The sequence below is a fragment of the Mucilaginibacter litoreus genome (assembly GCF_042676805.1).
Lineage (GTDB): Bacteria > Bacteroidota > Bacteroidia > Sphingobacteriales > Sphingobacteriaceae > Mucilaginibacter > Mucilaginibacter litoreus.
The window spans coordinates 335012-359730 of the sequence record NZ_JBHTHZ010000014.1; the positions used below are offsets into that span (position 1 = coordinate 335012).

Annotated in this window: 20 protein-coding genes; 5 read left to right on the plus strand and 15 right to left on the minus strand. The window is 44.8% G+C overall.

Annotated features, from left to right (window positions below; genetic code table 11):
- Positions 1 to 257: 257 nt before the first annotated feature.
- Positions 258 to 2012 carry an ATP-binding protein gene (locus ACFQZX_RS17205; protein WP_377117696.1) on the minus strand — a complete coding sequence of 585 codons (1755 nt, stop codon included), beginning with the start codon at positions 2010 to 2012 and terminating at the stop codon, positions 258 to 260.
- Between the two features lie 461 nt (positions 2013 to 2473).
- On the opposite strand from ACFQZX_RS17205, the gene ACFQZX_RS17210 reads away from it, so the two are divergent.
- Positions 2474 to 5662, plus strand: a complete 3189-nt coding sequence (locus ACFQZX_RS17210) for a chemotaxis protein CheB (protein ID WP_377117698.1) — start codon at positions 2474 to 2476, stop codon at positions 5660 to 5662.
- A gap of 5 nt (positions 5663 to 5667) precedes the next feature.
- Here the strand turns inward: ACFQZX_RS17210 and ACFQZX_RS17215 are convergent, their stop codons facing one another.
- A complete protein-coding gene (locus tag ACFQZX_RS17215; RefSeq protein ID WP_377117700.1) occupies positions 5668 to 6660 on the minus strand; it encodes a PAS domain-containing sensor histidine kinase in 993 nt (330 codons plus the stop codon).
- 597 nt (positions 6661 to 7257) lie between these two features.
- Positions 7258 to 7905 (minus strand): response regulator, encoded by a 648-nt coding sequence (locus ACFQZX_RS17220; RefSeq protein ID WP_377117702.1) that lies wholly within the window; start codon positions 7903 to 7905, stop codon positions 7258 to 7260.
- 255 nt (positions 7906 to 8160) lie between these two features.
- Between ACFQZX_RS17220 and ACFQZX_RS17225 the strand changes: the two genes are divergently transcribed.
- The 4 genes from ACFQZX_RS17225 (at position 8161) to ACFQZX_RS17240 (ending at position 12014) form a co-directional block, all read left to right on the plus strand.
- Entirely contained in the window at positions 8161 to 9174 is a 1014-nt protein-coding gene (locus tag ACFQZX_RS17225) for a fatty acid desaturase (protein ID WP_377117704.1), read from the plus strand.
- A gap of 38 nt (positions 9175 to 9212) precedes the next feature.
- A complete protein-coding gene (locus tag ACFQZX_RS17230) occupies positions 9213 to 9740 on the plus strand; it encodes a DUF892 family protein (RefSeq protein ID WP_377117706.1) in 528 nt (175 codons plus the stop codon).
- A gap of 478 nt (positions 9741 to 10218) precedes the next feature.
- Positions 10219 to 10503, plus strand: coding sequence for a hypothetical protein (locus ACFQZX_RS17235; RefSeq protein WP_377117708.1), 285 nt, complete (start codon positions 10219 to 10221; stop codon positions 10501 to 10503).
- A 506-nt stretch (positions 10504 to 11009) separates the two neighbouring features.
- A complete protein-coding gene (locus tag ACFQZX_RS17240; protein WP_377117710.1) occupies positions 11010 to 12014 on the plus strand; it encodes a chemotaxis protein CheB in 1005 nt (334 codons plus the stop codon).
- Positions 12015 to 12653: 639 nt separating this feature from the next.
- Here ACFQZX_RS17240 and ACFQZX_RS17245 read toward each other — a convergent pair.
- The 12 genes from ACFQZX_RS17245 to ACFQZX_RS17300 are packed head-to-tail and all read right to left on the minus strand — an operon-like array spanning position 12654 to position 24719.
- Entirely contained in the window at positions 12654 to 13769 is a 1116-nt protein-coding gene (locus ACFQZX_RS17245; RefSeq protein ID WP_377117712.1) for an AI-2E family transporter, read from the minus strand.
- Between the two features lie 2 nt (positions 13770 to 13771).
- On the minus strand, positions 13772 to 14023 hold the full coding sequence (locus ACFQZX_RS17250) for a hypothetical protein (protein WP_377117714.1): 252 nt from the start codon (positions 14021 to 14023) through the stop codon (positions 13772 to 13774).
- Between the two features lie 56 nt (positions 14024 to 14079).
- On the minus strand, positions 14080 to 15471 hold the full coding sequence (locus tag ACFQZX_RS17255) for a cytochrome b N-terminal domain-containing protein (RefSeq protein ID WP_377117716.1): 1392 nt from the start codon (positions 15469 to 15471) through the stop codon (positions 14080 to 14082).
- 5 nt (positions 15472 to 15476) lie between these two features.
- On the minus strand, positions 15477 to 16001 hold the full coding sequence (locus ACFQZX_RS17260) for a QcrA and Rieske domain-containing protein (protein WP_377117718.1): 525 nt from the start codon (positions 15999 to 16001) through the stop codon (positions 15477 to 15479).
- Positions 15988 to 16215, minus strand: a complete 228-nt coding sequence (locus ACFQZX_RS17265; protein WP_377117720.1) for a hypothetical protein — start codon at positions 16213 to 16215, stop codon at positions 15988 to 15990. Before ACFQZX_RS17265 ends, ACFQZX_RS17260 begins: the two co-directional genes overlap by 14 nt.
- The gene (locus tag ACFQZX_RS17270) at positions 16208 to 17023 is read right to left on the minus strand and encodes a cytochrome c oxidase assembly protein (protein WP_377117722.1); all 816 of its coding nucleotides are present in this window, start codon (positions 17021 to 17023) and stop codon (positions 16208 to 16210) included. Before ACFQZX_RS17270 ends, ACFQZX_RS17265 begins: the two co-directional genes overlap by 8 nt.
- A 10-nt stretch (positions 17024 to 17033) precedes the next feature.
- A complete protein-coding gene (locus ACFQZX_RS17275; protein ID WP_377117724.1) occupies positions 17034 to 17570 on the minus strand; it encodes a cytochrome c oxidase subunit 3 in 537 nt (178 codons plus the stop codon).
- Between the two features lie 4 nt (positions 17571 to 17574).
- On the minus strand, positions 17575 to 19248 hold the full coding sequence (gene ctaD, locus ACFQZX_RS17280; RefSeq protein WP_377117726.1) for a cytochrome c oxidase subunit I: 1674 nt from the start codon (positions 19246 to 19248) through the stop codon (positions 17575 to 17577).
- The gene (gene coxB / locus ACFQZX_RS17285; protein WP_377117729.1) at positions 19249 to 20187 is read right to left on the minus strand and encodes a cytochrome c oxidase subunit II; all 939 of its coding nucleotides are present in this window, start codon (positions 20185 to 20187) and stop codon (positions 19249 to 19251) included. It abuts the gene before it with no gap.
- Positions 20187 to 20555: a sensory rhodopsin transducer gene (locus tag ACFQZX_RS17290; protein WP_377117731.1), complete on the minus strand. Its 369-nt coding sequence runs from the start codon at positions 20553 to 20555 to the stop codon at positions 20187 to 20189. The genes coxB and ACFQZX_RS17290 overlap by 1 nt, the downstream gene beginning before the upstream one ends.
- Position 20556: 1 nt before the next feature.
- Positions 20557 to 23619 (minus strand): FAD-binding and (Fe-S)-binding domain-containing protein, encoded by a 3063-nt coding sequence (locus ACFQZX_RS17295; protein WP_377117733.1) that lies wholly within the window; start codon positions 23617 to 23619, stop codon positions 20557 to 20559.
- An 11-nt stretch (positions 23620 to 23630) separates the two neighbouring features.
- Positions 23631 to 24719, minus strand: a complete 1089-nt coding sequence (locus tag ACFQZX_RS17300) for an enolase C-terminal domain-like protein (protein ID WP_377117735.1) — start codon at positions 24717 to 24719, stop codon at positions 23631 to 23633.

The following is a 24719-nucleotide window of genomic DNA, read 5'->3' on the forward strand; positions in this document are numbered from 1 at the left end:
AGCCTAGTGCTCGATACAAATCCTACAGTAGTATCTTGAATTGTTGTACATAGTCCGGGTAGCCCAGAACGAATATTTTTCGAATTATTTTTTAGACGATTTAAAGAGTTTGGCAGGTATTTCAGAGAGATTTTGATTGCCTTGAATTGTATATTAGGCGTATTTCAGAGCATAGGTCATAGAGTGATTGTATTTTATAACCGGTGGCTAAGTAATTCCTATAAGTAAGAAATGTAAAGTAAAAAAATCATGAATGGTTATCTGCAAAACTTTTGCAAGAGTCTATGTAAGTCTTCAGGCTTAAAAGGCTTTAATAAACAGTCGGTCAGGTATTGATAACCGTGGTGGTGTTCAATAGAAGCGCCGACCGAAGCGGTCACCGCTATAATAGGGATAGCTGCCTTTACAGGGTTAGGTAATTCCCTGATCGTTTTAGATGCCTCAAAGCCGTCCATTACCGGCATATTAATATCCATTAATACCACGTCAAAATCATTCGACATCACCGACTCCACAGCATGCTGTCCATTGACGGCGATCTGTGGTTCTATTGCCCAAGTTTTTAAGATCTTTTTAATCACCAATACATTGATCGGATTATCTTCCGCCACCAGGACTTTAAGCTCCGATAGATTTTTTAGGACTTTATTTGATTCTCTTATTGGAGGCAACTGCTCTGCCATAATTTTGAATGGAAGCGTAAAGGCAAAAGATGTTCCCACGCGTTCGGCAGTATGTAAGTGAAGTTCTCCGCCCAGCAGTTCCACCAGTTTTTTCGCAATGGTCAGGCCCAGGCCGGTGCCGTGATACTGCCTATTGGTTCTGGCTTGAGACTGTGTATAAGGCTCGTAAATGAATGCTAAGTTTTCTTCCGGTATACCGATACCGGTATCCGTGATCAAAAAGGTAACGTCGACATGATCATCTTTTTTAAGTAGCGCTTCAGTTTTCATCTTGACATAACCATCCGATGTAAATTTCACAGCGTTCCCTACAAGGTTAAACAAAATCTGGATGAGCCGGGTTTGATCGCCTAACAATGTCTTGCCCGCAAGCACCTCGGCAGAAACGCAATTAAATCGAATGCCCTTCGCCTCGGCCTTGGCATTAAAAGTTCCGCAGAGGTGGTCGACGAGCACGTCAAGCCGAAAATTGACCGGATGGACCTCGACCTTTCCCGCATCAATTTTATTAAAATCCAATATGTCGTTGATGATCGACATGAGATTCTCAGCAGAAAATTGCAGGACGTCCAGGTTTTCTTTTTGTTCTTCCAAATGGGTTTCTATCAGCAACAGATTGGCCATTCCGATCACCGCATTCAGTGGGGTACGCAATTCATGGGACATGGTCGCTAAGAAATTGGTTTTTTCCTGAGCCGTGTAGTTAGCCGCTTTTAAAGCCTCATTCAATTCCTTACGTTGTAACTGCTCTTTGGTAGTTGCATTTTTATATTCTTTGAAGAAAAAATAGTGTGTATATAACAATGCACCGAAATTAAATATCAGTATAATATGATAGGCTGTTTTGTTTTGATTTTGAAATTGTGTGGAGCCTACAATTTTCAGGTAATCATCAGAAAAGACGTAAACTATCAGCGGTAATATGTTCAGTAATGAATAAAGTAATCCCCATCTTTCTTCCAATAAATAAAATCCGCAGGTAACGATCAGGACGACGTACTGGCCCGTTACAAGATTTACGCCCTGATGGATAAATAAAATATTGGTCCAGATCAGGATGGTCAAACAACAGACAAATGAGTGTGCTATTTTACGCCATGAAATTCCTTTCAATAGCAAAACAAAATTTGCGATCAAAATTGCTGCTACGGTGCCTGCTCTTAGCAACAGATAATTACGTTCCTGAAAGAAATAGAATATGGTCAGGCAAGTAAACAGCGCGGCATATAAACTCAGTAATGTGGTAATAATTCTGATCCTGGCACGGTTTAACAGTTGTATCTCCGTATCAAAGAGATAATTGAACTTGGGCAATAGGAAAGCGAACATATTAATTAGGATGAATCGTAAATATAACATAAAGATTGATGACTTGCTTTCCCCGCAATTGATGCCTTCTTTAATCTTCCTTTGGAATTGAACTCACGCTTGGTGTAAGGTCCGGCGATACGCTGATAACCTAGGCTGTTAAACGATGAAACAATACTTTCAGAGATGATGAGTGCTGCGGATACGCTTTGCCTACGATAGTCGCCCATCAGGTCATTCGGTAAGTTCTTTTTACGCGCGTGAGAAATGGTCAATGAGAAAGCCTTATCAAGTCGACCATCTTCAAGAGTTGAAGTCTATGCCGGCCATTAAAATCTTGAACCGCTTTACAGTTTCCTGATTTTTACTCTCCCCCAGATAAATACATCTTTATTTTGGCTAAATACTCTTATACCAGATAAAAAAGCTAATTAATGTTTAATCGATTATATTTGATTTTCGTTGATTCACTTCAAATAACTATGCTGAAAGCTGAACCCTCCTACATAATAGCTATCGGCGCATCAGCTGGTGGTATGGAAGAAATCAATTCTTTCTTTGATCATACGCCTTTGGACGGTGTGTCATACGTCATTGTCCAGCACCTGTCGGCCGATTTTAAAAGCAGAATGGTCGAATTGCTTTCAAAGCATAGCAAGCTGATCGTAAAGGAGGCAAAGAATACAGCCTTAGTAAAAAGTAATGAAGTCTATCTGATACCAAATGATAAGTTTATGATTATCCGCGAGGGGCGTTTGTATTTAAGCGGCAAGGACAATGTCAAAGGGCCTCATCATACGATAAACAAATTCCTTAACTCACTTGCAGAAGACTGCGGAAAAAGAGCCATAGGGGTTATTTTATCCGGTTTAGGCTCGGACGGTACAGAGGGAGTAAAATCAATAAAAAACGCCGGTGGTATGGTCATCGCCCGAAATCCGGAAACTACAGAATTCTCCAGCATGCCATCGAATGCCATTGCCACGGGTTTAGTTGACTTTGTCTTAGAACCCGCTCTGATGCCTGACGCGATTGAAGATTACGTGAAACATGAGCAAGCGCTGGCAGACGGTTCAAAAGAAGATCATATACATCTTGCTGCCATTACTGAATTTATCAAGCAGACATCACCGCTTGACTTTTCGGAATATAAGAAGACAACTATACTTCGCAGAACCAAAAGACGGGCTACTCACAAAAAATTTCATTCTCTCAAGGAGTATTTTGAATATCTGAAGGTCACTCCTGAAGAGGTCGATGCCTTAACGAAAGATTTTCTGATCAGTGTAACCTCTTTCTTCAGAGATAAAGAAGCTTTCGACTTCCTGCAAAAACATGTTTTTCCGGATATTTTAAAAAGACACAATCCCGGAGAAGATTTGAAACTTTGGGTAGCGGGATGTGCAACAGGCGAAGAAGTGTATTCCATCGCAATTCTTTTCACCGAACTATTGACCGGCGAATTTAAAGATACGGTAGTAAAAATATTTGCTACCGACATCGACAGCGAAGCACTGGCCCACGCGGGCAAAGCTGTTTATTCAGAAAATATTAAAAATGAAGTTTCCAAAGAAAGACTGGACAATTTTTTTATAAAGGAAGGCTGTACTTATCGTGTGAAGCAGGACATTCGAAGCATGGTTATATTTGCACGGCATGACCTGGTTAAAAATCCGCCATACTGTAACATGGATTTCGTGAGCTGCCGGAACCTCCTGATCTATATGACCCCAGTGCTACAAAAGAAAATATTTACGATGCTGCTATTTGGCCTGAAGCTGGAAGGTTACCTATTTCTAGGTTCCAGTGAAAATCCAATGCCTATCATCAAAGACCTCGAAGTTATTAATAAAAAGTGGAGGGTCTATAAGAATCATAAATCGCGACGTTCGGCCAGTTTTGATGCTTTCAGCTTGCCCGAAATATTAGAGGTTTCCAAGTCCACGGCCCTGACGAAAGAAGTTATCGCCAAGAACATTACGCACACGCTGGCCGAAAGCATGAATGACGGCCTGGCCAAAGAGCTGGATTATGCGGCATTTTGTGTAGACGTAAATCATCAGGTGCTTAAATCTTATGGCAATACATCCAAATATTTACGACAGGAAAATTTCAACACCGATCTTTCAGAACTTCTTCCCCATACACTGCTAATCGCTTACAACACTTTGTATAGCGAGGCTATAAGGGAAAATCAGCCTGCCCGTGTTACTGGGATAGGGATAAATCATGGGGGAGCCAGTTTTAGGGTAAATATGACCGTTAGCCCGCTTGTTTTAAAAAAAGGGGACCCATTGCTTTTGCTGGTTGCCTTTACTGAGGACAGGTCAATTGTCGCTGCTAATACAGAGGTTTTTAATGAGCGTGTTTTTATTGACAGGTATACCTCGAACTTAGAAGACGAATTGAAAGAAGTAAAAGCAAAATTAAATTCTGCGTATGAATTACTTAATGCCTCGAATGAAAACATGCAATCCTTTAACGAAGAGCTCATATCTGCCAATGAGGAGATGCAAAGTACAAATGAAGAGATGCAATCTGTTAATGAGGAATTGCATACGATCAACGCAGATTACCAACAAAAAAACAAAGAGCTTCAGGAACTTAACGACGACCTCAACAATTATTTTAGAAGCAACGTCAATGGACAGCTCTTTGTTGATAATGATATGGTCGTTTTAAAATTTTCACCGGGCACGCTTAAGCTGATCAATTTACTGGAGAGTGATATCGGCCGGCCTTTAGGCAACATTTCTACGAATATCAAGCTGGATAACATTATCCCGGACATTCGGCATGTCATCGAAACAGGCGAGATACTAAGCAAAGAAATTGAGACTAATAACGGCAGATGGTACCAGATAATCACTATGCCCTACGTGAAGATGGCAGCCAATGAAACTGATGGCGCTGTTATTACGTTCAATGATGTCACTGAACTTAAAAAAGCTCACCAAGAGGTAGATAAAAAGAACGCCAGCCTGATGCGCATCAATGCTGACCTGGATAATTTCGCGCACGCTACCTCTCATGATCTGCTGGGGCCATTGCACAATATCGAAATGAGCATTGGCACCATCAACCGTAAGATCACCGATCCGGAAATGAACCGGTTCTTAACCATTATCAACTCATCTGTCAGAAAATTCAGCACGATGATCAAGGAGATCGGGACGGTTGCAAAAATAGAAAACGACCGTTTGGCAAGCGAAATGATCGACTTGGAAGAATTGGTCAATAACATCGAATGGAGCCTCGAAAATAAAATAGAGATCTCTGGAGCGGTCATTCTTAGAAATTTCAAAGTCGAACAAATTAATTTTTCCAAAAAGAACCTCAGAAGTGTACTGTATAATCTGGTGTCAAATGCCATAAAATTCAAAAGTGATCGATCACCGGTTATTTCAATCAACACCTACTCAGAAAATGATGAGATCGTTTTAATCGTTGAAGACAACGGAATAGGTGTTCCACAGTCAGGCATTGCGAAGATCTTCGAGATGTACGGCAGGCTAAATGAGAATGTTGATGGTAGCGGAATTGGATTATATCTGGCTAAAAAGATCATTAATGCCGCTGGGGGAAGCATGATCGTGGAAAGTGAAGTTGATAAAGGTACCAAATTTATTATGCGGTTTAAAAATGAACCTTTGAATACTGATATGAGTTAAGAATATTACAATTCATAGGGGATACTTATAGTCACAACGCTGTCTTCACCACTATTAGATTCCAATTTAAAAGACCCGTTTAAAAGGTTCACCTTATTTTGAATTGTTTTTAAGCCGATCCCCTCGTTTTTGATTTTTTTGCTAAAACCAATACCATTATCGCGTACAATGATACTTACATTTTTTTTGAATACCTCAACCAATACAACTGCTTTGGATGCTTTAGCGTGCTTAATAATATTCATAACCAGTTCTTGTACAATACGGTAAACAGCCAATTCCAACTGTTTGTCTATCCTGGAAGTAAATCCAATAAGTTTACAATCCATCTCCAGTTTAGGGCTGAATTGCCGGCAAACATCCATGATCGCTTCCCTCAAGCCGGATACTTCCAGGATCGCAGGGGTAAGTTCGTGCGAAATCCGCCGCATCTCTTTGATGGCATCGTCCAATAATTGATCGGTGTGGCTTGTTATTTCCTCAATTTGTTCCAAAAGCTGTTCTACGCTTAAGTTCTCTTTGTTGAAGTCCTGTAACAAACTCATTTTGACCCCGTAAAGCAACTGACCTACGCCGTTATGAAGGCTTTCCGCGATGCGCTTTCTTTCTATTTCCTGAGTGTTCAATGTAGCCCAGTAAATCTTTTGGTTTTGAACGGTGACGGCATTCAATCGTTCCTCTTCAGCCTGCTTGCGTGCGCTGATATCAAGATTTGTAGCGACCAGTCCGTCTTCCAGCTTAACGAACATGCAAGAGAACCATTTATTAAAACCCTCATAAGGATAAAAATATTCGACCTGTTCCGGATTACCGGTTTTCATGACTCTGATCATCAGATCAAATAGCCCAGCTTCTTTAATGCCCGGATATTCTTCGGCGTATAATTTACCCACCAGGTCGGCCCTGCCGGTTTCTCTCTCCAGTTCTTTATTGACCACCTTGATCACAAAATCCATTATTTCGCCGCTGGTATTACGTATTGCTTGTAAGACAGACATGCCGATCAGACTTGTATCAAATATGGACTGTAAAAGATGTCGAGAATTCTCGATATCTTGATACGCTGGTGTCTCTGGGTTAGAATGATGAATATGTTCGGGCATTATGAATATTGAAATACAAACACGGGTTAATTATTAAGAAATAGGTTTTCCTAATTTACGAATATATTCTTATAGAAAGGTATATTTCCAAGACCACAGATTTAATAGTTATATTAATGGTTAAAGTGAATAGATTGCCAATGGATTGATAAGTTAAAACGCCATTTTTACTTTGAACGCTATGATTATGGTTTAAGCTGCAAAGCCCGCTTGTCTATGGTCTTCTAAACATTTGCATTTCTTACGTCGGAAATCCGTACAACCTAACGCGTAAAACTGAGCACAGATATGGATCTACCGGGTAGCGAGATCACGTAGTCCGTATGCGGCTCAGTAATGTGAACCAGTTCCGATGTAAGTATTTTGAGCATAAAATTTATTATTTATCCAAAAATGCTTACACGAATTTTACACGTAACTGGGTGAATACCGAAGACCGTGTGCGTTAAATACTCTATTTTGAGTCAAAGACGATTTTACTTAATCGGAAGGTCAGATGATGCCGTGGAGCATAGCAAACCGGATAAGCGATACCGTATTACGGGAGCCTGTCCTGTCGATCAGTTGTTGACGATGGTTTTCCACCGTTCTTTTGCTGGTAAAAAGTTTGTCAGCTATTTCTTGGTTAGTGAAGCCTTCTGCTATAAGGCTTAATATCTCCACATCCCGCCCACTGAATTCTATATGGTTGGCGTCGCCGGATTTCGCCATTTCCGGTATGGTCAGCATACGGTTGATCAACCTGGACGTGATCTCCTGGCAAACGTATTGCTTATACCGGTAGATATATTTGATAGAGAAAATCAGCTCTTCAGGACTAACGTTTTTTAATAAATACCCGCTAGCGCCCGATCGTAACGCATTTACAATGATTTTTTCATGGTCCAGTGCACTTAAAATAATCACTTTAACTTCGGGGAATTTATTTTTTACCTGCTCTGTCAGTTCCTGGCCGTTGACCCCGGGCATGTTCATATCGGCGATGATAATGTCAACCTTTATACCACTTGCTAAAACTTCAAGTGCTTCAGCGCCGTTCGTGGTTTCTCCCAAGAGTTTAAACTTAGGTTCTTTTTCCAAAATAGCCTTAAGCCCTCCGCGAACGATGTGGTGGTCATCGGTTAAAAGAATATTGATCATGCCGTTTGTCCGATATCATTAATGATATGTTCGAAGTAAAATTACGAACAAAGAGTCAATATTGCGGACTAAGTATGACATCAATGCCTTTCCCGCTCTTAGATAAGTCAAATAAAGCGGAAAATTAAAAGAGTAGTTCTACAATCGAAATGCGGGGTTTTTAACAGCGATGTAAAAATCCTGACCGCTATTTTTGATTGGCACGGTAGCGTACACCGGCCACCGGAAGCAATACTTTAATAATTTTTTTCCCAGATGCCTTTTTTAGATCACGTACTACAGCAACCTTTATACGGTTGGAAAGATGAAAACAATGCTTTAGTGACACCTTCGAACAGGCAGATCTTCAGGGAATTCTTTTCCAGGCTGAATCTTGTTCGTTCGCGTAAAAACTGGCTGCCTTTTTTCAGCTGGCTCAAGGTTGCTTGTCTGGTCCCATTCCTCATCATATTCCTATTAAATTATACAAGCTGGTGGACAGCTATAGTTGCTTTTATTTACGGCATGATCATCATGGGCACCCACGGAACCATTTGGCACCATCGGTACTGTACCCATGGCGCCTATAAATTCCGTAATAAATTCTGGCGGTTCATCACTCAAAACCTGACGATCAATGTCATTCCGGAAGAGATCTATGTAATTTCGCATCATGCAAAATCTGATCAGCCGGGTGATCCCTATAATGCTCAGGCGGGTTTTTTATATTGCTTTTTGGCAGATGTCAATCACCAGCCGATAGCTAAGAACCTTTCAGAAAATGACTATAGCCGTGTGAAATATTTAATGAGACATACCGGAATTAGGGGTAATTCCTATAAGCAGTACCAGCAATGGGGATCTTATGCAAATCCCTGGAGAGCCATTCTTTCATGGATATTGAACTGGTCTTTTTGGTATCTGGCCTTTTATCTTTTAGGCGGACATGCCCTGGCATTTTGTTTATTCGGGGCGGCAGGTGTTTGGGCCGTGGGCGTTCGAACATTCAATTACGATGGTCACGCCAAAGGGAAGGACAAGCAACGGGAAGGTATTGATTTTCACCACGAGGATAAATCTATTAACCAATTATGGCCGGGTTTGGTTGCCGGCGAATGGCACAACAATCACCATTTGTATCCGAAGAGTGCGCGAAGCGGATTTAAGCCTTATCAGCTGGACCTCGCCTGGTGTTTTATTTGGATAATGAGCGGTATTGGAGCGGTAACTCATTACCGGGATTACAAAAAGGAATTTTATAAAAAATATCTCTCCGAAAAATTCGAGTAGAGAACAGCGCTACGCTATGAAATATAAAGCCGATAATTATGAATGAAACAGTTTCATTAACTAAGCCTTTACCAGAATTTTCAGATCCGAAAGACTTGAAAGGCTTTTTTTTAGCGCATTTGAGCCGTATTTATTGCGCTAAATTACATTTAACAGAGCGGCTGCCTGAACTTGCCGAACAGGCACATTACCGAGATTTACGGCTTGCAATTTTGGGAACATTAGACGAGGTGCAAATGCAGATAACCCGCATGGACGACATATTTTTGTTGCTTGATGGAGAATTTTCCATGGCAAATTGTGAAGGAATGATCAGCATGGTGGAGGATGCCTATACAGAGATCTATCTCAAAATAAATAAACCGGCGTTGAGTGACATGTCCTTTTTATATTACATGTATACTATAGAAAGCATGGAGAGGTCATCCTTTCGTGTATTGCAAATCGCTGCGCTAAAAATGCCAAATAATCAAGTAAGCCAGTTATTAACTGAACTTTTCGATGATGCAAAAGCCGACCGTGCATTAATGCGTTCGATTAACGAAAAATATTTGAAGAATTCATAAATGTCAGGATTAATAAGGTAATACTAGTCAGACAGTCTATCAGGATCCTGAACTTGAATATGCGGAGAACAGAAGGTCAACGCTCAAGTTCATCCTGCAGACGGTTGAAACGATAAACAAAGGCAGCGGCAAGATAGCATCAACAGAATTACATAGGGGTATCATGATGATATGCCTGTTGAAACAGCTTCTAGATATTTTAAAAAAGGCGCTTACCTGTTTGCTGAAGGAAAATTTAGAATACCTACAGCCCAAGACCAAAACACTAGCAGAAAGGTATATATCACTGAAATCTTTGCAAACAGCTTTAAGCAAATGTTAAACGACCGAGATCAATAATGATTTAATAATTATGAACAAACATTCCGGGCAAATAGTTGAATGTGTTATGAAACGGAACGGTTACAACATTAGCTGATTAGCAGTTGACCTTAAAGTTAACAGGAGATCGATCTACAATTGGTTTGCCAATAGGTCATTGAATCCTGCTATCATATTTCAGATCGGACACTTTATAAAGCATGATTTTTCAAAGGAGTTTCCCAAACTATTTACCAGTCAGGATTTCAAAGAAACAGATGAAAATAAAGGGTATAGGCTTAGGGAACCAAACACTGTAAATGATGAGTGGCAAATGAAATATATAAATCTGTTAGAAGAGTATAACAGGCTACTGAGAAATGATTATGCTGGAAAAATCGACAATGGACGTTCGGGATCAAAAATAAACAAATTACAAACACGCAGAAGACTGGGCGTTTAGCAAAAGAAACAAGTGCCAGTCATATTGCGCAGATATTTTAAATAGGTGTATCAATTTCCGCCCCCCTGTCCTTGCTTTAAATTTAGTTTATATTAATGCCATGCGTTCGCTTTTACCAAAATCGGAAGCAATGCATCAAAACTTATATCTGTTTACTAACGAATCAGCACGTCAGGGTGCGGTTTTTTTTCACGAACATCAGATGTTTGGTGGATTGGCAAGTCCAAAGTGACAATCTTCCCGAGCATTATATACATGAATTACAGAATCGTTAAGACAGTAGCTGTTTCAACACCAACACAACCAAGTTACCCGGTCAGTACTGTTATGATTCCATTATTAGATACAACTGTCGGTTCAAAAAGATTATGTATAGCGGAAAAATCCCGTCATATCCTTAACCGAAAAGAGCGAAAATTGGAATCAGCAATAGTGCGGCTTCACTGAATAATTTAAAACCATAATAATGAAAACCTTAGGATTTCTAAATCTCATCCATCAAAATCATGCGAAGTAATCAATTTGTTGTGGTCATCGGCACGTCAGCTGGCGGTCTGACTGCCTTAACGGAATTGGTCAGTCAGTTAGGCGATGACTTCCCTGCGCCATTATTGGTGGTTCAACACATTTCTGCTGATGCCACAGGCAACGTACTTTTAGATGCCATGAGCAAGAACACCAAACTCCATTGTACGCAGGCAATGGACGGAATGACGCTTTCGTCTGGTTATTTATATCTGGCGCCCTCAGATCATCACCTGATGGTTGATGAAGATGGTAGATTATTGGTGACAAAAGGTGCGCAGGAAAACCGTTCTCGTCCCGGCATCGATCCGTTGTTCCGATCGGCTGCAGTTGCATTTGGGAACCGGGTGATCGGTATTATCCTGACTGGATATTTAGATGATGGAACAGCAGGTATGAAGGTGATCAAGAAATGCGGCGGCACTTGCATTGTACAAGATCCGGCCTGCGCCGAATATCCCGCCATGCCTCAAAATGCACTGAATCAGGTTAAAGTTGACTATTGCCTGCCCATTGCTGAAATGGGTGGATTACTTTACCGACTAGTGGCAAAAAAGCCAAGCCGCCAAAAACCGATTCCCAAAGATGTTTTAATCGAAGCCAAAATAGCGGCGCGGGTATTGAGCGACCTGGCGTCGGTGAATGCCTTGGGCGACCAGGTCCCGTTTAACTGTCCCGGTTGCGGCGGGGTATTATGGCAGGTGGATAAGGGGGACTCTACCCGCTACCGATGTCATACAGGTCATGCTTATACCGCAGCTTCTTTACTGGCAGAACAAACTGCAAAAATTGAAGAAACCATGTGGACCGCATTGCGCATGTTCGAGGAACGCAAGAACTTGTTGACCACCATTTCAAAAGGACAGCGCGGAGCCGCCTTAGCTTCATCGCTTGAAAGAGCGAAATTGTCACAGGTTCATATAAATCGGATCAAAGCCATCCTACAAGCTGATGACAAAGGAACTACCGGCGATATTCCAATATGATTTCTTAAAAACAGTATAAACAATCAGCTGCAAAGCAGGACCAGCTGGGAAAGAATGATTTTATCGCGATGCTGAGCCACGAGCTGAAAACACCGCTCAACTGGATGAGCGGCTAATTGCAGATGCACGTTATAAAAGCAAACAGCAGAAGATGAAATCGGTATAAGTACGGTTACCCGTGCGAAGCGCAGATCGTTAAAATAACGGCTATGATCAATGACTTGCTTAATATATCGCGTCGGGAATTAGAAAAGAGTCACTTGGAACTACAAAATTTTAATCTGCCGGTACTCTTAAAAGGGTGCTAGTAGCGGCGGAATCCGTAATGAATGGAGTACGGGACAACCTTTTCAACATGGATAGCGGGGTGGTAGTTCCGACAGGGATAGGATTCTTTACCTATTTTCCCGTTGTTAGTCGGTTAAATCAATGCCACTGAATGTTCGGAACTTCCAGCCATCCGGAGACGCTGATCCCGGAAACAATTTTGCACCCTTTATACTTCAGAAATAGGTACCAACCATTGTATATCTTAACCATCCTGAATAAGTAATAATTTTGGGGGATTAAGAATGTAGAATTTTAAAGATATCTTGAATCTATTGACATTTTAGTAAGCTAAACCTATCGTCAAAATCATTAGGTCCGATGACTTTTCCTTTTATTCATCATCAGCCGGGTGGCCAGCCTGTTTTGTTTTATGTCCTCATCACCTAAAATTATGCCCCACGGTTTAAGGGTTGCCACATGATCAAATATGATTTTCAACACGGCAATTACCGGTATAGAAAGAAACATCCCCGGTATTCCCCACAGCATTTCACCGATGACCACTCCCAAAACAGTAACCAATGCGTTGATGCGGACTTTAGAACCTACGATCAAGGGCAGCAGGATGTTACTGTCGGTAAGGTGGGTTATGAGGTAAGTGATGACAACCAGCAATACCTTCGTGCCTGATGCGGCTGTAGCAAATGTGATAAACGTACTCAGCAAAAGTGAGGTGAAAATTCCGACATAGGGAACCAGGTTGAATATACCCGTAACTAAACCTAAGAATAGCGCATATTTTACGCCCATAAGCGAAAGCACCATACTGACGAATGTGGTTACGATAGCCATTTCAATGAGCAATCCGACAATATATTTATGGATAACATATTGTACCTGTTCAATGATCTGGTGCACCATCATTTTATTTTCATCCAGAAATACCGATTCCAGGAACCGCATGATCAGCCGGCGGTAAAAAAGAAAGAAAAAAGTATAAATAAAAGTAAAGACCAGAAATAGCAGGATGGAAGAAAGCGATAGCACGGTAGCGCCGACTACCGCTGTGCCTGACGAAAGTATATCTGTGGCTGCCGATCGGACATACTTAAGCTGCCTGGCTTCATTGACATGAAATCTTACCGTTATCCAATTTTGAAAACTATCTATTTCTTTTCCAAGTTGCTGCTGAAATTGCGGCCAGTCGCTTGCCAGATCAGTTAGTTGCGTGGCTAATATGTATAGCATACCGCCAATGGCAAGCAATAACAAAATCACGGCCGTCATAGCCGCGAAACTTCTCGGGAATTTTAGCTTTTTTTCGAAAAAGGCGGCCAACGGCAGTAATAAAATAGCAAACAGGCAAGAAAAAATGAGGGGCGACAGGATTTCTTTTGCCTGGATCGCAAGATAGCCGATCGACATCAGGCTGAATAAGACACAGGCCAGTTTAACATAAAATGGCAGCGTGGCAAAATTTTTCATGTTCATGAGGACTTTTGTCTTTCCTCCGGCTGCAGGTCGGGCTCGCCTGGATTTTCAAAAAAAGCGCGGACAGACGGAAAACGTTTGGTGACCCTTTTCCAGCTGATCGACAGGATCCATATCGCCAGCCCGATGATTATGGCCAAAACAAGAGCGATGATAAATCCCGTTTTAAAAACATCTTCCATCAAGCCACAGCCGGACAGGAAAATGAGCACAAATAGTGCGAAAATGCTCGTAGTAATTGTTTTCATAGGATTTTATAAGATTAAATTTTATCTGTTAATGCTATTTCATTCTTCCAATAATTTTATTTTCTTGACTTTAAAAAGATCACTATGGTTGCTAACTCCTTCTTGCTCAAAATGCCTCCATAAGCTGGCATATCACTGCCCCCGTTCACGATCCGGTTCGTCATGTCTCCGGAAGAAAGTCTTAAAGCGGCATCGGTAAGTTCCGGTCCTTTCAATCCTCCCTGGTCGTTTATCTTGTGACAATACAGGCAGCCCTTTTTGTAAAAAAGGGCTGCTCCCTGAATAATCGTGGTATCTGCCGAGTGGATATTCGATGCTTTCAGGGGCTTGACATCAAATTTGGGTGACCAGGGCGAACGCTCCCCCAGTAAGAACAGGCTGAAAACGAATACCACTACGCAGACAGATCCGAATACCGCCCAGGGCCGCCTGATCGGATGGCGTTCGCCTTTATTGGACACGAACGGAAGGGCAAGCAGGATCAGGATGGTTAATCCGGGCCCGATAATGATCATATACGACTCGATCCTTGGCGGCATTAAAGCGAACAATGAAAAAATAGACAGCATATACCAGTCCGGCGATGGATTGGCATGTACCGCTGCCGGGTCGGGCGGCCCGGTCAACGCGGGCGGCCCGATAAATATGGCCAGCAGAATAATCGTGATCATGGTCAGCGCGCCGAAGATAACGTCACGCCAGGCGGCATATGGCCAGAACGGGATACCTTTTTCCACCAGCATTTGCTTGTACCAGGCGCGATATGTTTTGGGGTCAACCAGCCGGCCCACCTTTGCCGGTTCCGAAATACCATTCCGGATCACCAGCAGGAGATGATAGCCGACAAAAAGGAAAATGATGGCCGGAATAATGAAAACATGATAAGAATAAAAACGGCTGAGACTATGCCCGCCAATGGTATCGCCGCCTAACAGCAGCCGGGCCGCCCATTTGCCAATAAACGGTATCCTTCCCAACTGCTCGGCAGCCACAACCGAGGACCACACGCCGTTCGAATCCCACCGAAGCAATTGTCCGGTAAAGCCCATGGCAATGGTCATAAAGAACAGGATCACCCCACTGATCCAGGTCATTTCCCGCGGGTATTTATAAGCCGCTGTAATGTATACGCGCATCATGTGGATGCTCACCATGATGATCATCATGGAAGCCCCGAAATAATGGACGCCCCGCAATATATTGCCAAACGCCGCTTTATCCGTGATAAATTGCAGTGATTGGTAAGCCTCCGAAGAAGATGGCTGGTAAAGCAGGGAAAGGGCTACCCCGGTGATCACCTGCAATACCAGGCAAAATAAAGTTGCGCTCCCAAAAACATAGCTCCATTTGGATCCCGGCGGAACAGGATGCCGGATCAGCGGGGTAAAGATCTCCGTAAAGCCGCTGCGGTCATCGATCCAATGCCATATTTTTTTTAACACTTTCATTCTGCTCAGGCGGTGATATTGGTGATTGGAATGGGCGAGGTCTGTATTTCAATGTCGTTTTTATTGATTCTTACCGGATACTGCACAAGCGCTTTTGGCGGCGGCCCTGCCGCCACGGAACCATCTTTATAATAAACACCACCGTGACAGGGGCACATGAATAAATGAGCCTCCGCCTCCCATCTCACGGGGCAGCCGAGGTGAGTGCAATTCGCCGAGAAGGCGGTGAATTTATCGTCGGCATCCCTGCGTAGCCATGCTGCAGACTTTGAAGTAACGCCGGACCATTTTTCCGGATCCGCATTTTCAAAAGTAACCAGGTTGGTAGCGCCCACTTTGAAACTGTCCAGGTCACCTATCTTGCGCCATAGCTTGGGGGTCTTTTCGATCAGCGGCGCGAAAATGGCCGCCAGGACAGGCACACTGGCAACCGCTGTTGCAAGCGCGCTTAAACCCAGGCTGAGCTTGATCAGGAAGCTCCGCCGTGCCTCATTTTCCGGCGCTTTTATGAAATCATCATCTGCACTCATGTCTTATTTGATTTATCCAGCCAATCAGGGCGGTTATAAAAATTAAAAGGCCGGCTATCAGAACTATCCAGGTGGTCAGCAATCCCCAAAAAATGAAAGCAAGGCTCATGGCCAGAAAAAAAGGCCAGTACGTCGGTTTGGGCAGTATTTCCGGCCTGGCTTTTTCCCAGTCAGGTTCCGGAACAATGATCCTATTTTTTTCTTCTTTAATCATGATGGATTAGAGGTGTGTTTAGTTTAAACGGTACCTGAATGCGCTGTTCTGATGCGGTGAACCAGCGGTATAACAGATATAAGCAGCCACTTAGGTATATGAAACAGCAGGGTACCCACATGATCAGTCCGGCCGCCTGCTGGTCCTGTTGAAGCGAAATATTCCAGGGATTATTTAAAGGCATATCCATAGCTGCGTAAAAGTGCCAGGTATTGAGCGGGGCGAAAGTGATGAGCAGTCCTAATAACGAACAACTGATACAAGCCGTGAATAAATAAACAATGCCCGATAAAGGCGGTAGATGGGCAGATTTAAATGGACCGAATATCGGCCAGCTGAACAACATGCCTGCCAGCAGCATACTGGCGGCCTGCAGTACCGGAATCAAGTTATACGAACCGTCCATGGTATTCATCGAACCGTCGAAAATGAACGGTATATGCCAAAACCACATGATGCCTACACCTGAAAGCCAAGCCAGCCAGCTATGCCTGCAAAAAAAGAAGGACAGTTTATAGAGTTTGCCGTTTAAGGGTGAACTATCCTTAACACGCAACGCCGTCATGAGCAGTGGGCCGCAAATCAATAAGATTACAACATGGCTGATCATGTGCACGCTGAAATACCGCATGCCTAAACTCTGGAGCGGCGAAAATTCGGCTATTACAAAAAGCACAAGCACCAGTAAAAAGCATATGTAATTTTTAAAGCTTCTGAATCCGGTGATCAGCCAGTATAGATAAATGATCCCGCTAACCAACAGAAGGGTTAAGAGGTCAAAATGCCATTGTTCAGTAAAAGGTTTCATTTCCATCATCTTAACTGATATGCGGTAAAACGTAAACGATCAAAAACACTACGGCCCAAACGATATCTACAAAATGCCAGTAGATGCCTACCGCTGCGATCACCGAAGATTTTTTGTTGGTGTAATCCCCTGAAAAAGTTAATCCCGTAACAATTCCGATCACAATAATGCCTGCAAAAACGTGCAGGCCGTGAAAACCGGTGAGGGTAAAAAAGCTGGTCCCGAAAGTACTGCTGCTTACATTGACGTGGCTATCCAGCAAACTGGAGTATTCCCGCCCCTGGCCGAACAGAAAAACGCAGCCCAGTATAATCGTAAGCACAAGCCAGAATTTAAGCCATGCAATTTGTCCTTTTTGATAATTGGATTCTGCCCGCCAGTAGGTAAAGCTGCTGGAAAATAAAAGCAGGCTAAACAGGCCGGTGGTTTTTAGGTCCAGGTTAAGCAATTGGTGGGATTTAAAATCCGGCGTAAATGAAAAATAAACGAACGCCATGATCAGCGCCAGGAAAAACATGGCTTCAGTACCTACGATGAGCTTGATCATTAGTTTATTTTCCATCGACGCTCCTTTCTTTCCAGTCCGCATCGTCGGGCCTTTTGTAATCACGGAAGGGCCGGGTGCTTTTTACGGGAATTACTTTTACGAAATTCTGAAGCTGAGGCGGCGACGTAGTGATCCATTCCAGCGTATTGGCATCCCAGGGATCATTCGCTGCCTTTTCACCGGAGCGGACGGCTTTAACGATGATGTAAACCAGTAATAATGTAGCAATACCCATGACAAAACCGCCTGCAGAAGAGATCAGGTTTAAGATGCCCCAACCGGGGAGATCAGGATAAGTGTATACCCTGCGCGGCATACCCATGGCGCCAAGCGCGTGCTGCACCAAAAAAGTAAGGTTGAATCCGGTTACGAAAAGCCAGAAGAACCACTTACTTAATCGCTCATCTAAATTACGGCCGCTCATTTTGGGAAACCAGTAAAACAAGCCGGAAAATAAACCAAAAAGCGTACCCCCGATAAATACGAAGTGCAGGTGGGCTACCACGTAATAGGTATCGGTCAGTTGCCAGTCGATGGGTACGATCGCGAACGAAATGCCGCTTAACCCGCCTATGGTAAACTCGATCAAAAACGCGAGGGCGAATAACATGGAAACTTTAAAGCGTATGGCGCCTCCATGCATGGTAGCCAGCCAATTAAATATCTTGACCCCTGTGGGAATACCGATCAGCATGCTGCTGGCGGCAAAGAAACTGTTTACCGTATTACCGAGGCCGGTGGCGAACATGTGATGGACCCAAACCCCGAAAGCCAATAAGGCAATGGCTATTCCCGAACCGATGATAAAGGCATAACCAAATATGGGTTTACGGCTGTAAACCGGGAATACTTCAGAAAAGATTCCAAAAATAGGCAGGATGAGTATATAAACTTCGGGATGGCCAAATAACCAAAACAGGTGCTGCCATAAAACAGCTGAACCGCCGCCTGCCGCGCTAAAGAAATGCGCATGTAATTGGCGATCTAATAAAAGCATGGCCAAAGCAGCGTTTAATGACGGAAACGCCGCCAGTACCAGGAAGGAGTTGATCAGCACCATCCAGACAAATACGGGCATCTGCTTAAGTTTCATCGATTTTACCCGGTATTTGAGTATGGTCACCACAAAATTGGCAGAAGCAGAAACCGTTCCTATGCCCGCGAAAAGCAGCCCGGCACAGTAATAGTCGATGCCTGGTGAAGAGGAATAATTATACTGATTAAGCGGCGCATAGTTGAACCAGCCCGCGTCCGGTGCGCCGCCTGCTAAAAAGCTAAAGTACAGCAATAGTCCGCCGAAAAATGTACACCATAAACTGAAAGCATTTAATCTGGGAAAAGCCATGTCGTTGGCGCCGATCATTAAGGGTACAAAATAAGTGCTGAACCCGAATATCGCCGGCATCGCTACAAAAAAGATCATCGTGGTGCCGTGCATGGTGAACAACTGGTTATAAATCTCAGGCTGTAGAAAATGATTGTTCGGAACGGCCAGCTGAACACGGATCAATAAAATCTCAGCACCGCCGATGAGCAGAAACAATATGGATAACCACAGATAGAGGATACCGATCTGCTTATGATCAATGGAGGAGATCCATTGCAGTAAACCCTGGTTATTGCTGACGCTCAAACTGGGAATGGATTCTTCCGGTTCCGGTACCTGTATCGTCTCCATTTATTTCAACTGTTTTAAGTAGGCGGTTAAAGCACGGACGCTGTCCGGGCCGAAAATAAAGCGTGGCATATGCGCGCCGGGTTTTACTTTTTGCGGATCAGTGAGCCATCTATTGATGTTCTCCGGAGTATTATCCATTAGCCCGGTCAGCATGGTTTGCCTGCTGCCGAAATGAGTTAGGTCCGGCCCTTCGGTACCCATTGCATCCGTTCCGGATATGCGGTGGCAATTGCTGCAGCTGGCTTTGGCAAATAGCGCCTGCCCGGTTCGGGCCAGAGGATCGGTGGGCAGGTTTGCGGCTCTGGTATGCTCTATTAACCACTTGTTATAGTCTTTTTCGGCTTGTGCGACGACTTTGATCCGCATCCAAGCGTGCTGCTGCCCGCAAAATTCGCTGCACGAACCTTCGTAAATTCCTGTTTTATTGATCGTAACCCATAAATAATTCTCGACGCCCGGTATCATATCCATTTTACCGCCCAGTGCAGGCACCCACCAGTCATGAATTACATCCGCTGAGTTCAACTGCATCAATATTTTTCTGCCGACGGGTAAGTGGATCTCGTTCGCAGCCGTTGCATTTGTACCAGGATAAACCGCCTGCCACCACCATTGATGCCCGGTGATAATAATATCCGGTTTTTGATGTTCATGATCCGGCATACCGGAACTCATGGTGTTAAGTGACCAAAAAAAGAACCCTACAACGAGTAACAGCGGTACGCCCACCATACCGATCTCCAGTGTACGGTTACCGGTCGTTTGCCGGGGTTCTTTGGTATCGTCTTTTGCCCGGAATTTTATCACGATATAAATGGTCAGGCCAACAACCAAAAAAAGTATGGCCAGCGCCGCCAGTATAAATCCATAGGTCAGGCTGCGGATATGCTCCGCCTGAGGGGAACCGGCCTCAAAGATCGATTGCGATGTTAAGGTCATTATTCAGAATAAGCGATCGTGCTGAATAATCCGTTCTCTGCTTGACGCGAGTCCAGCCGCGTATGCTGCAGAACAACGGGCACATCCGAAATAAACACACTGGAATAGGAAGTGCCGAGCGGGATGCTTTCCGGATCTTTCAAATCATTGAACCGTATGTGCAGGGTGCGTTTGGCTTTCACCAGCAGCGGATAAGGTCCGGCAGGGTCCCTGTCGGCGTAATAGACCGTCAGTTCGACATGCGCATCCTTATCGCCTGCGTTTAAAATGCAGGCCGCTTCATGGCTGGTAAACTCAGGTGCCGGCCCATGACTCCAGGCGGGGATATAACCTTCGGCGATGGCCCATATTTTTTTTCCTATTTCCATTTTATTTCTTTTTTAAGGTAATAACCCATACAGCAGCAAAGGCCATTGCGCCGATACCTGCGATGAGCCAGGCCGGCATACTGCCGCTCTTCAGTTTCATCCCATCCACATACTTTTTTTCGGGATAGGCCAGGTCTGTTTTTTCTTCCCGCAAGGCCATTTGCAACACCTGCGCGGTATGCAGGCCTTTTCGCCCGGTTCCCTGCTCGATCTGCTCACGGCAGCTAAAGCCGTCAGCAATGATGATCGCCGCCTTATCCGCGCCCCTTACCGCAGGAAGCAGCACCCGTTCCCCGGCCGCCAGTCCGACCTCATAATGCTTGCCGGCTTCATAACCGAAATAGCCCGCCATGCCGCAGCATCCCGAATCAAGCATTTGATAATCCAGCTGCATGCTTGCCAGCATTTTAGTGTCGCTGTCCATCTTCATGATCGCTTTGTGGTGGCAATGCCCGTGCACGACCGCTTTGGCTTTAAATTCGGGAATTTTGAAATCCGGCGCTTTTTTGTCCAGGAACTCGGCTAAGGTAAATACCTGCTTTTTAAGCCGTTTGGCATCCTCTCTATTTGGAAACAGGTTGCCTAACTCATCACGAAATACTGCCACGCAACTTGGTTCAAGACCAACAATGGGCACTTCGTGCACAATATCATCCTTCAGCGATTCCATGATCTCCCGCAGCAGGTTCTTGGCCATATTTAGCATTCCGAAATCATAGAGCGGCCTTCCGCAGCAAAGCATCTGTTGGGGTACGGTAACTTCGAAGCCGGCGGCATCCAGTACTTCAGTCGCGGCAACCAGCGTTTCCGGCAGGAAGAAATTATTAAAAGTATCCGCCCATAAAATGACTTTGGGCCTGGATGGATTCTCTTTTTTATTTTCCCTGAACCAATCCCGGAAGGTTTGAGCAGCAAATTTAGGTATGCTGCGCTCCGGCGCTACGCCCGCGATAAATTTGGAAAGCCCGGAGGTAAGCGGGTTATGCGTCACAAAATTGACGATACCCGGAAAATGGGAAGCGGCACGCGCCCACCAGTAGATCAGCCCGAAGGCATAGGCAGACCGCGGCCGCAGCTTCTTTTCGTAATAATGTGACAGGAATTCAGATTTATAGGTAGCCATGTCCACGTTAACCGGGCAATCGCCTTTACAACCCTTACAGGCCAGGCAAAGATCCAGTGCTTCTTTTACTTCCTCGCTTTGCCAGCCATCCTTGATTTCTTCACCCTGCAGCATCTCGAAAAGCATGCGGGTACGGCCGCGGGTGGAGTCTTCTTCCTCTCTAGTTACCATATAACTCGGGCACATGGTTCCTCCTTCATGCCGCCGGCATTTACCTACGCCGACACAGCGCATGGTAGCATGCGCGAAATTGCCATCATCTTCCGGGAATTGAAAATGCGTTTCCAGCACCTTCGGATTGTAATCTGTCCCAAAACGTAAGTTGGCGATCTCGCCATAGGGTTCCACCAGTTTGCCCGGGTTCATTTTCCATTCCGGGTCCCATATCTCTTTAAACTCGCGGAAGGCCTGCATCAGTTCCTCGCCAAACATCAGTTCCAGCAGGTCGGCGCGTGCCTGGCCGTCGCCATGCTCGCCGGATACAGAGCCACCGTATTTCAGTACCAATTTTGCGGCCTCTATGGTAAATTGCTGATACTTGTCAATTCCTTCTTTGGTAATTAGATCGAAATCGATACGGCAGTGGATACAACCCTGGCCGAAATGGCCATATAAGGCAGCCTTATAACCATATTTGTCAAAAAGCGCGCGCAGTTCCTTTAAATATTCGCCCACGTTGCCGGGATGGACGGCCGAGTCTTCCCAGCCGGGCCAGGCATCCTTCATACCGGGCACGAAAGCCGTAGCCCCCAGGCCGGATTCCCGTACTTCCCATAACTTCTGTTCCTGCGCCGGGTCATCAAATAATTTCATCGAGGGCGGGTGATCACCTTTTTTCAGGTCGGCCATCAGGTCCTGCGCCTTTTGATCCGATTCTGCTTTCGTATCGCCGCCAAATTCGACTAACAGCCAGCCCTTTCCTTCCGGCAGGATACTGATGTCATCGGGATGCAGACCCTTTTTTTCCATGTAACCAATGAGCTGGTCATCCAATCCTTCGCAAGCTACCGGCTGATGTTTCATCGCTTCGGGCGCACCGCTGCCTGCGGCATAGACATCGGGATAGCCCAGTACCAGCAAACTTCGCTCTTTTGGTTTGGGCATTAATTTCAGGGTAGCATCCAGGATCAGAATACAAGTGCTTTCAGAACCTACAAGCGCCCTGGCTACATTGAAACCATTTTCCGGCAGCAGGTCATCCAGGTTATAGCCCGAAACACGCCGCGGTATTTTGGGGTATTTTTCCCTTATTTTATCTGCATATTTATCCCGCAGATTTTTCAGCTTACCATAGATCTCACCCTTTCTGCCGCCTTTGGCAATGATGGCTTCCAATTCTTCTTCACTGGTCGGGCCCACTTCCATGATGAAACCATCATAAGTCAGCAGCGTCAGCCTTTCGGTGTTATCGGAGGTGCGTGCACCGTAGCCATAAAACTGCGCCATGACAGAATGCACGCCGCAGGAGTTATTGCCCATCATGCCGCCAATAGTACAATGGCTGTGCGTCGCCGGATCGGGGCCGAAAGTTAAGCCGGCTTGTTGTTCTGTGGCGTGCCGCATCGTATCGAGCACGATACCAGGCTCTACTTTGACCAGTTTATGCTTCTCGTCTATCGCTATAACGTTATGATAGTATTTGGACATGTCGATCAGCACTGCGACGTTGCAGCCCTGCCCGGCCAAACTGGTACCGCCGCCCCTGGAGATGACCGGCGCTTTATATTTGTGACAAATGGCCATCGTGATGATCACATCCTGGCGGGTTTTTGGTACCACGACACCAATAGGGACCTGGCGGTAGTTTGAGGCATCTGTAGCATACGCGGCACGGCTGCCGGTGTCAAACCTCACCTCACCCTCTATGGCGCCCTTAAGCTCCGCCTCCAATAAGGTAATGTTAATTTCGTTTACTTCTGCCTGTATTGCTGCTGTTTTCATGTGATTATTTTTCAGGCAACTTTATAAGGCGCTGCATCCCTTTCTTTAAAATCCAATCCATATCCCGGCCTGGACAGGTCGGGTTTTAAGTAACCTTTTTCCGGCTTGATGGCCCCGTCAAAGAACAACTGTTCTATTCGTACGTGGTCATGGAAATATTCGCCGATAAAAAAAGCGTTCAGGCAAAGCGAGGCATGCAAATGCATGGCGGGCGCGCAGTGAAAAGAAAAGGGTAATTGAAAGGCCTCGCATAACTGCCCTGCTTTTAAAAAGCCGGTTATACCGCCGCAACGGGTCGCATCTGCCTGCAAGACATCTACGGCGCCTTGTTCCAGCATGTTCAGGAAATAAGCATCATTGTAGCCGTATTCGCCGGCGGCAATCTTTATGGTATGTGGTGCGTGCTCACGGATCAAATGCAAGCCCTTTAAATTATCCGATGAAACAGGTTCTTCAAACCAGGTGACGCCGTGTTCAGTAAATTTTTCAGCCTGCTCCAGCGACTGTTTGGTATCATAAGCGCCATTGGCGTCAACATATAACTCCACATCTTTACCAATAGCCTTTCGGGCTGTTTTTACCCGGTGCAGATCTTTGCCCGGATGCCTGCCTACCTTCATCTTCACGTTTATAAGGCCATCTTCCGCCCATCCACCTAGCTGTTTTTCGAGCTGGTGATCGGTATAGGAAGTAAAGCCGCCGCTGCCGTAAACCAGCGCTTCGCTGCGTACCGTACCTATCAGGCTGCAAAGCGGCAGATCAAGGATTTTAGCTTTCAGGTCCCAAAGCGCGTTATCGACTGCTGAAAGCGCCATCCGCGCCATACCGCAGTTGCCTTCGTTACGAATGGCAACTTCCATAGCTTTAAATATTTCCTGGGTATTCAGTGGGTTATGACCAACAACCAGCGGTTTCAACGTTTGGTCAATGAACCCGGCTAAGGACGGGGCTGCATACGTGTAGCCCATTCCCATTTTACCGGCAGCTGCCAGTTCTACCAGGATCATCGTTGTGCTGTTCCATTCAAGCGTGCCATCAGATTCAGGGCGATCTGTAGGAACGGTATAAACAGATACCGAAAGAGACATTATTTTTTCCAT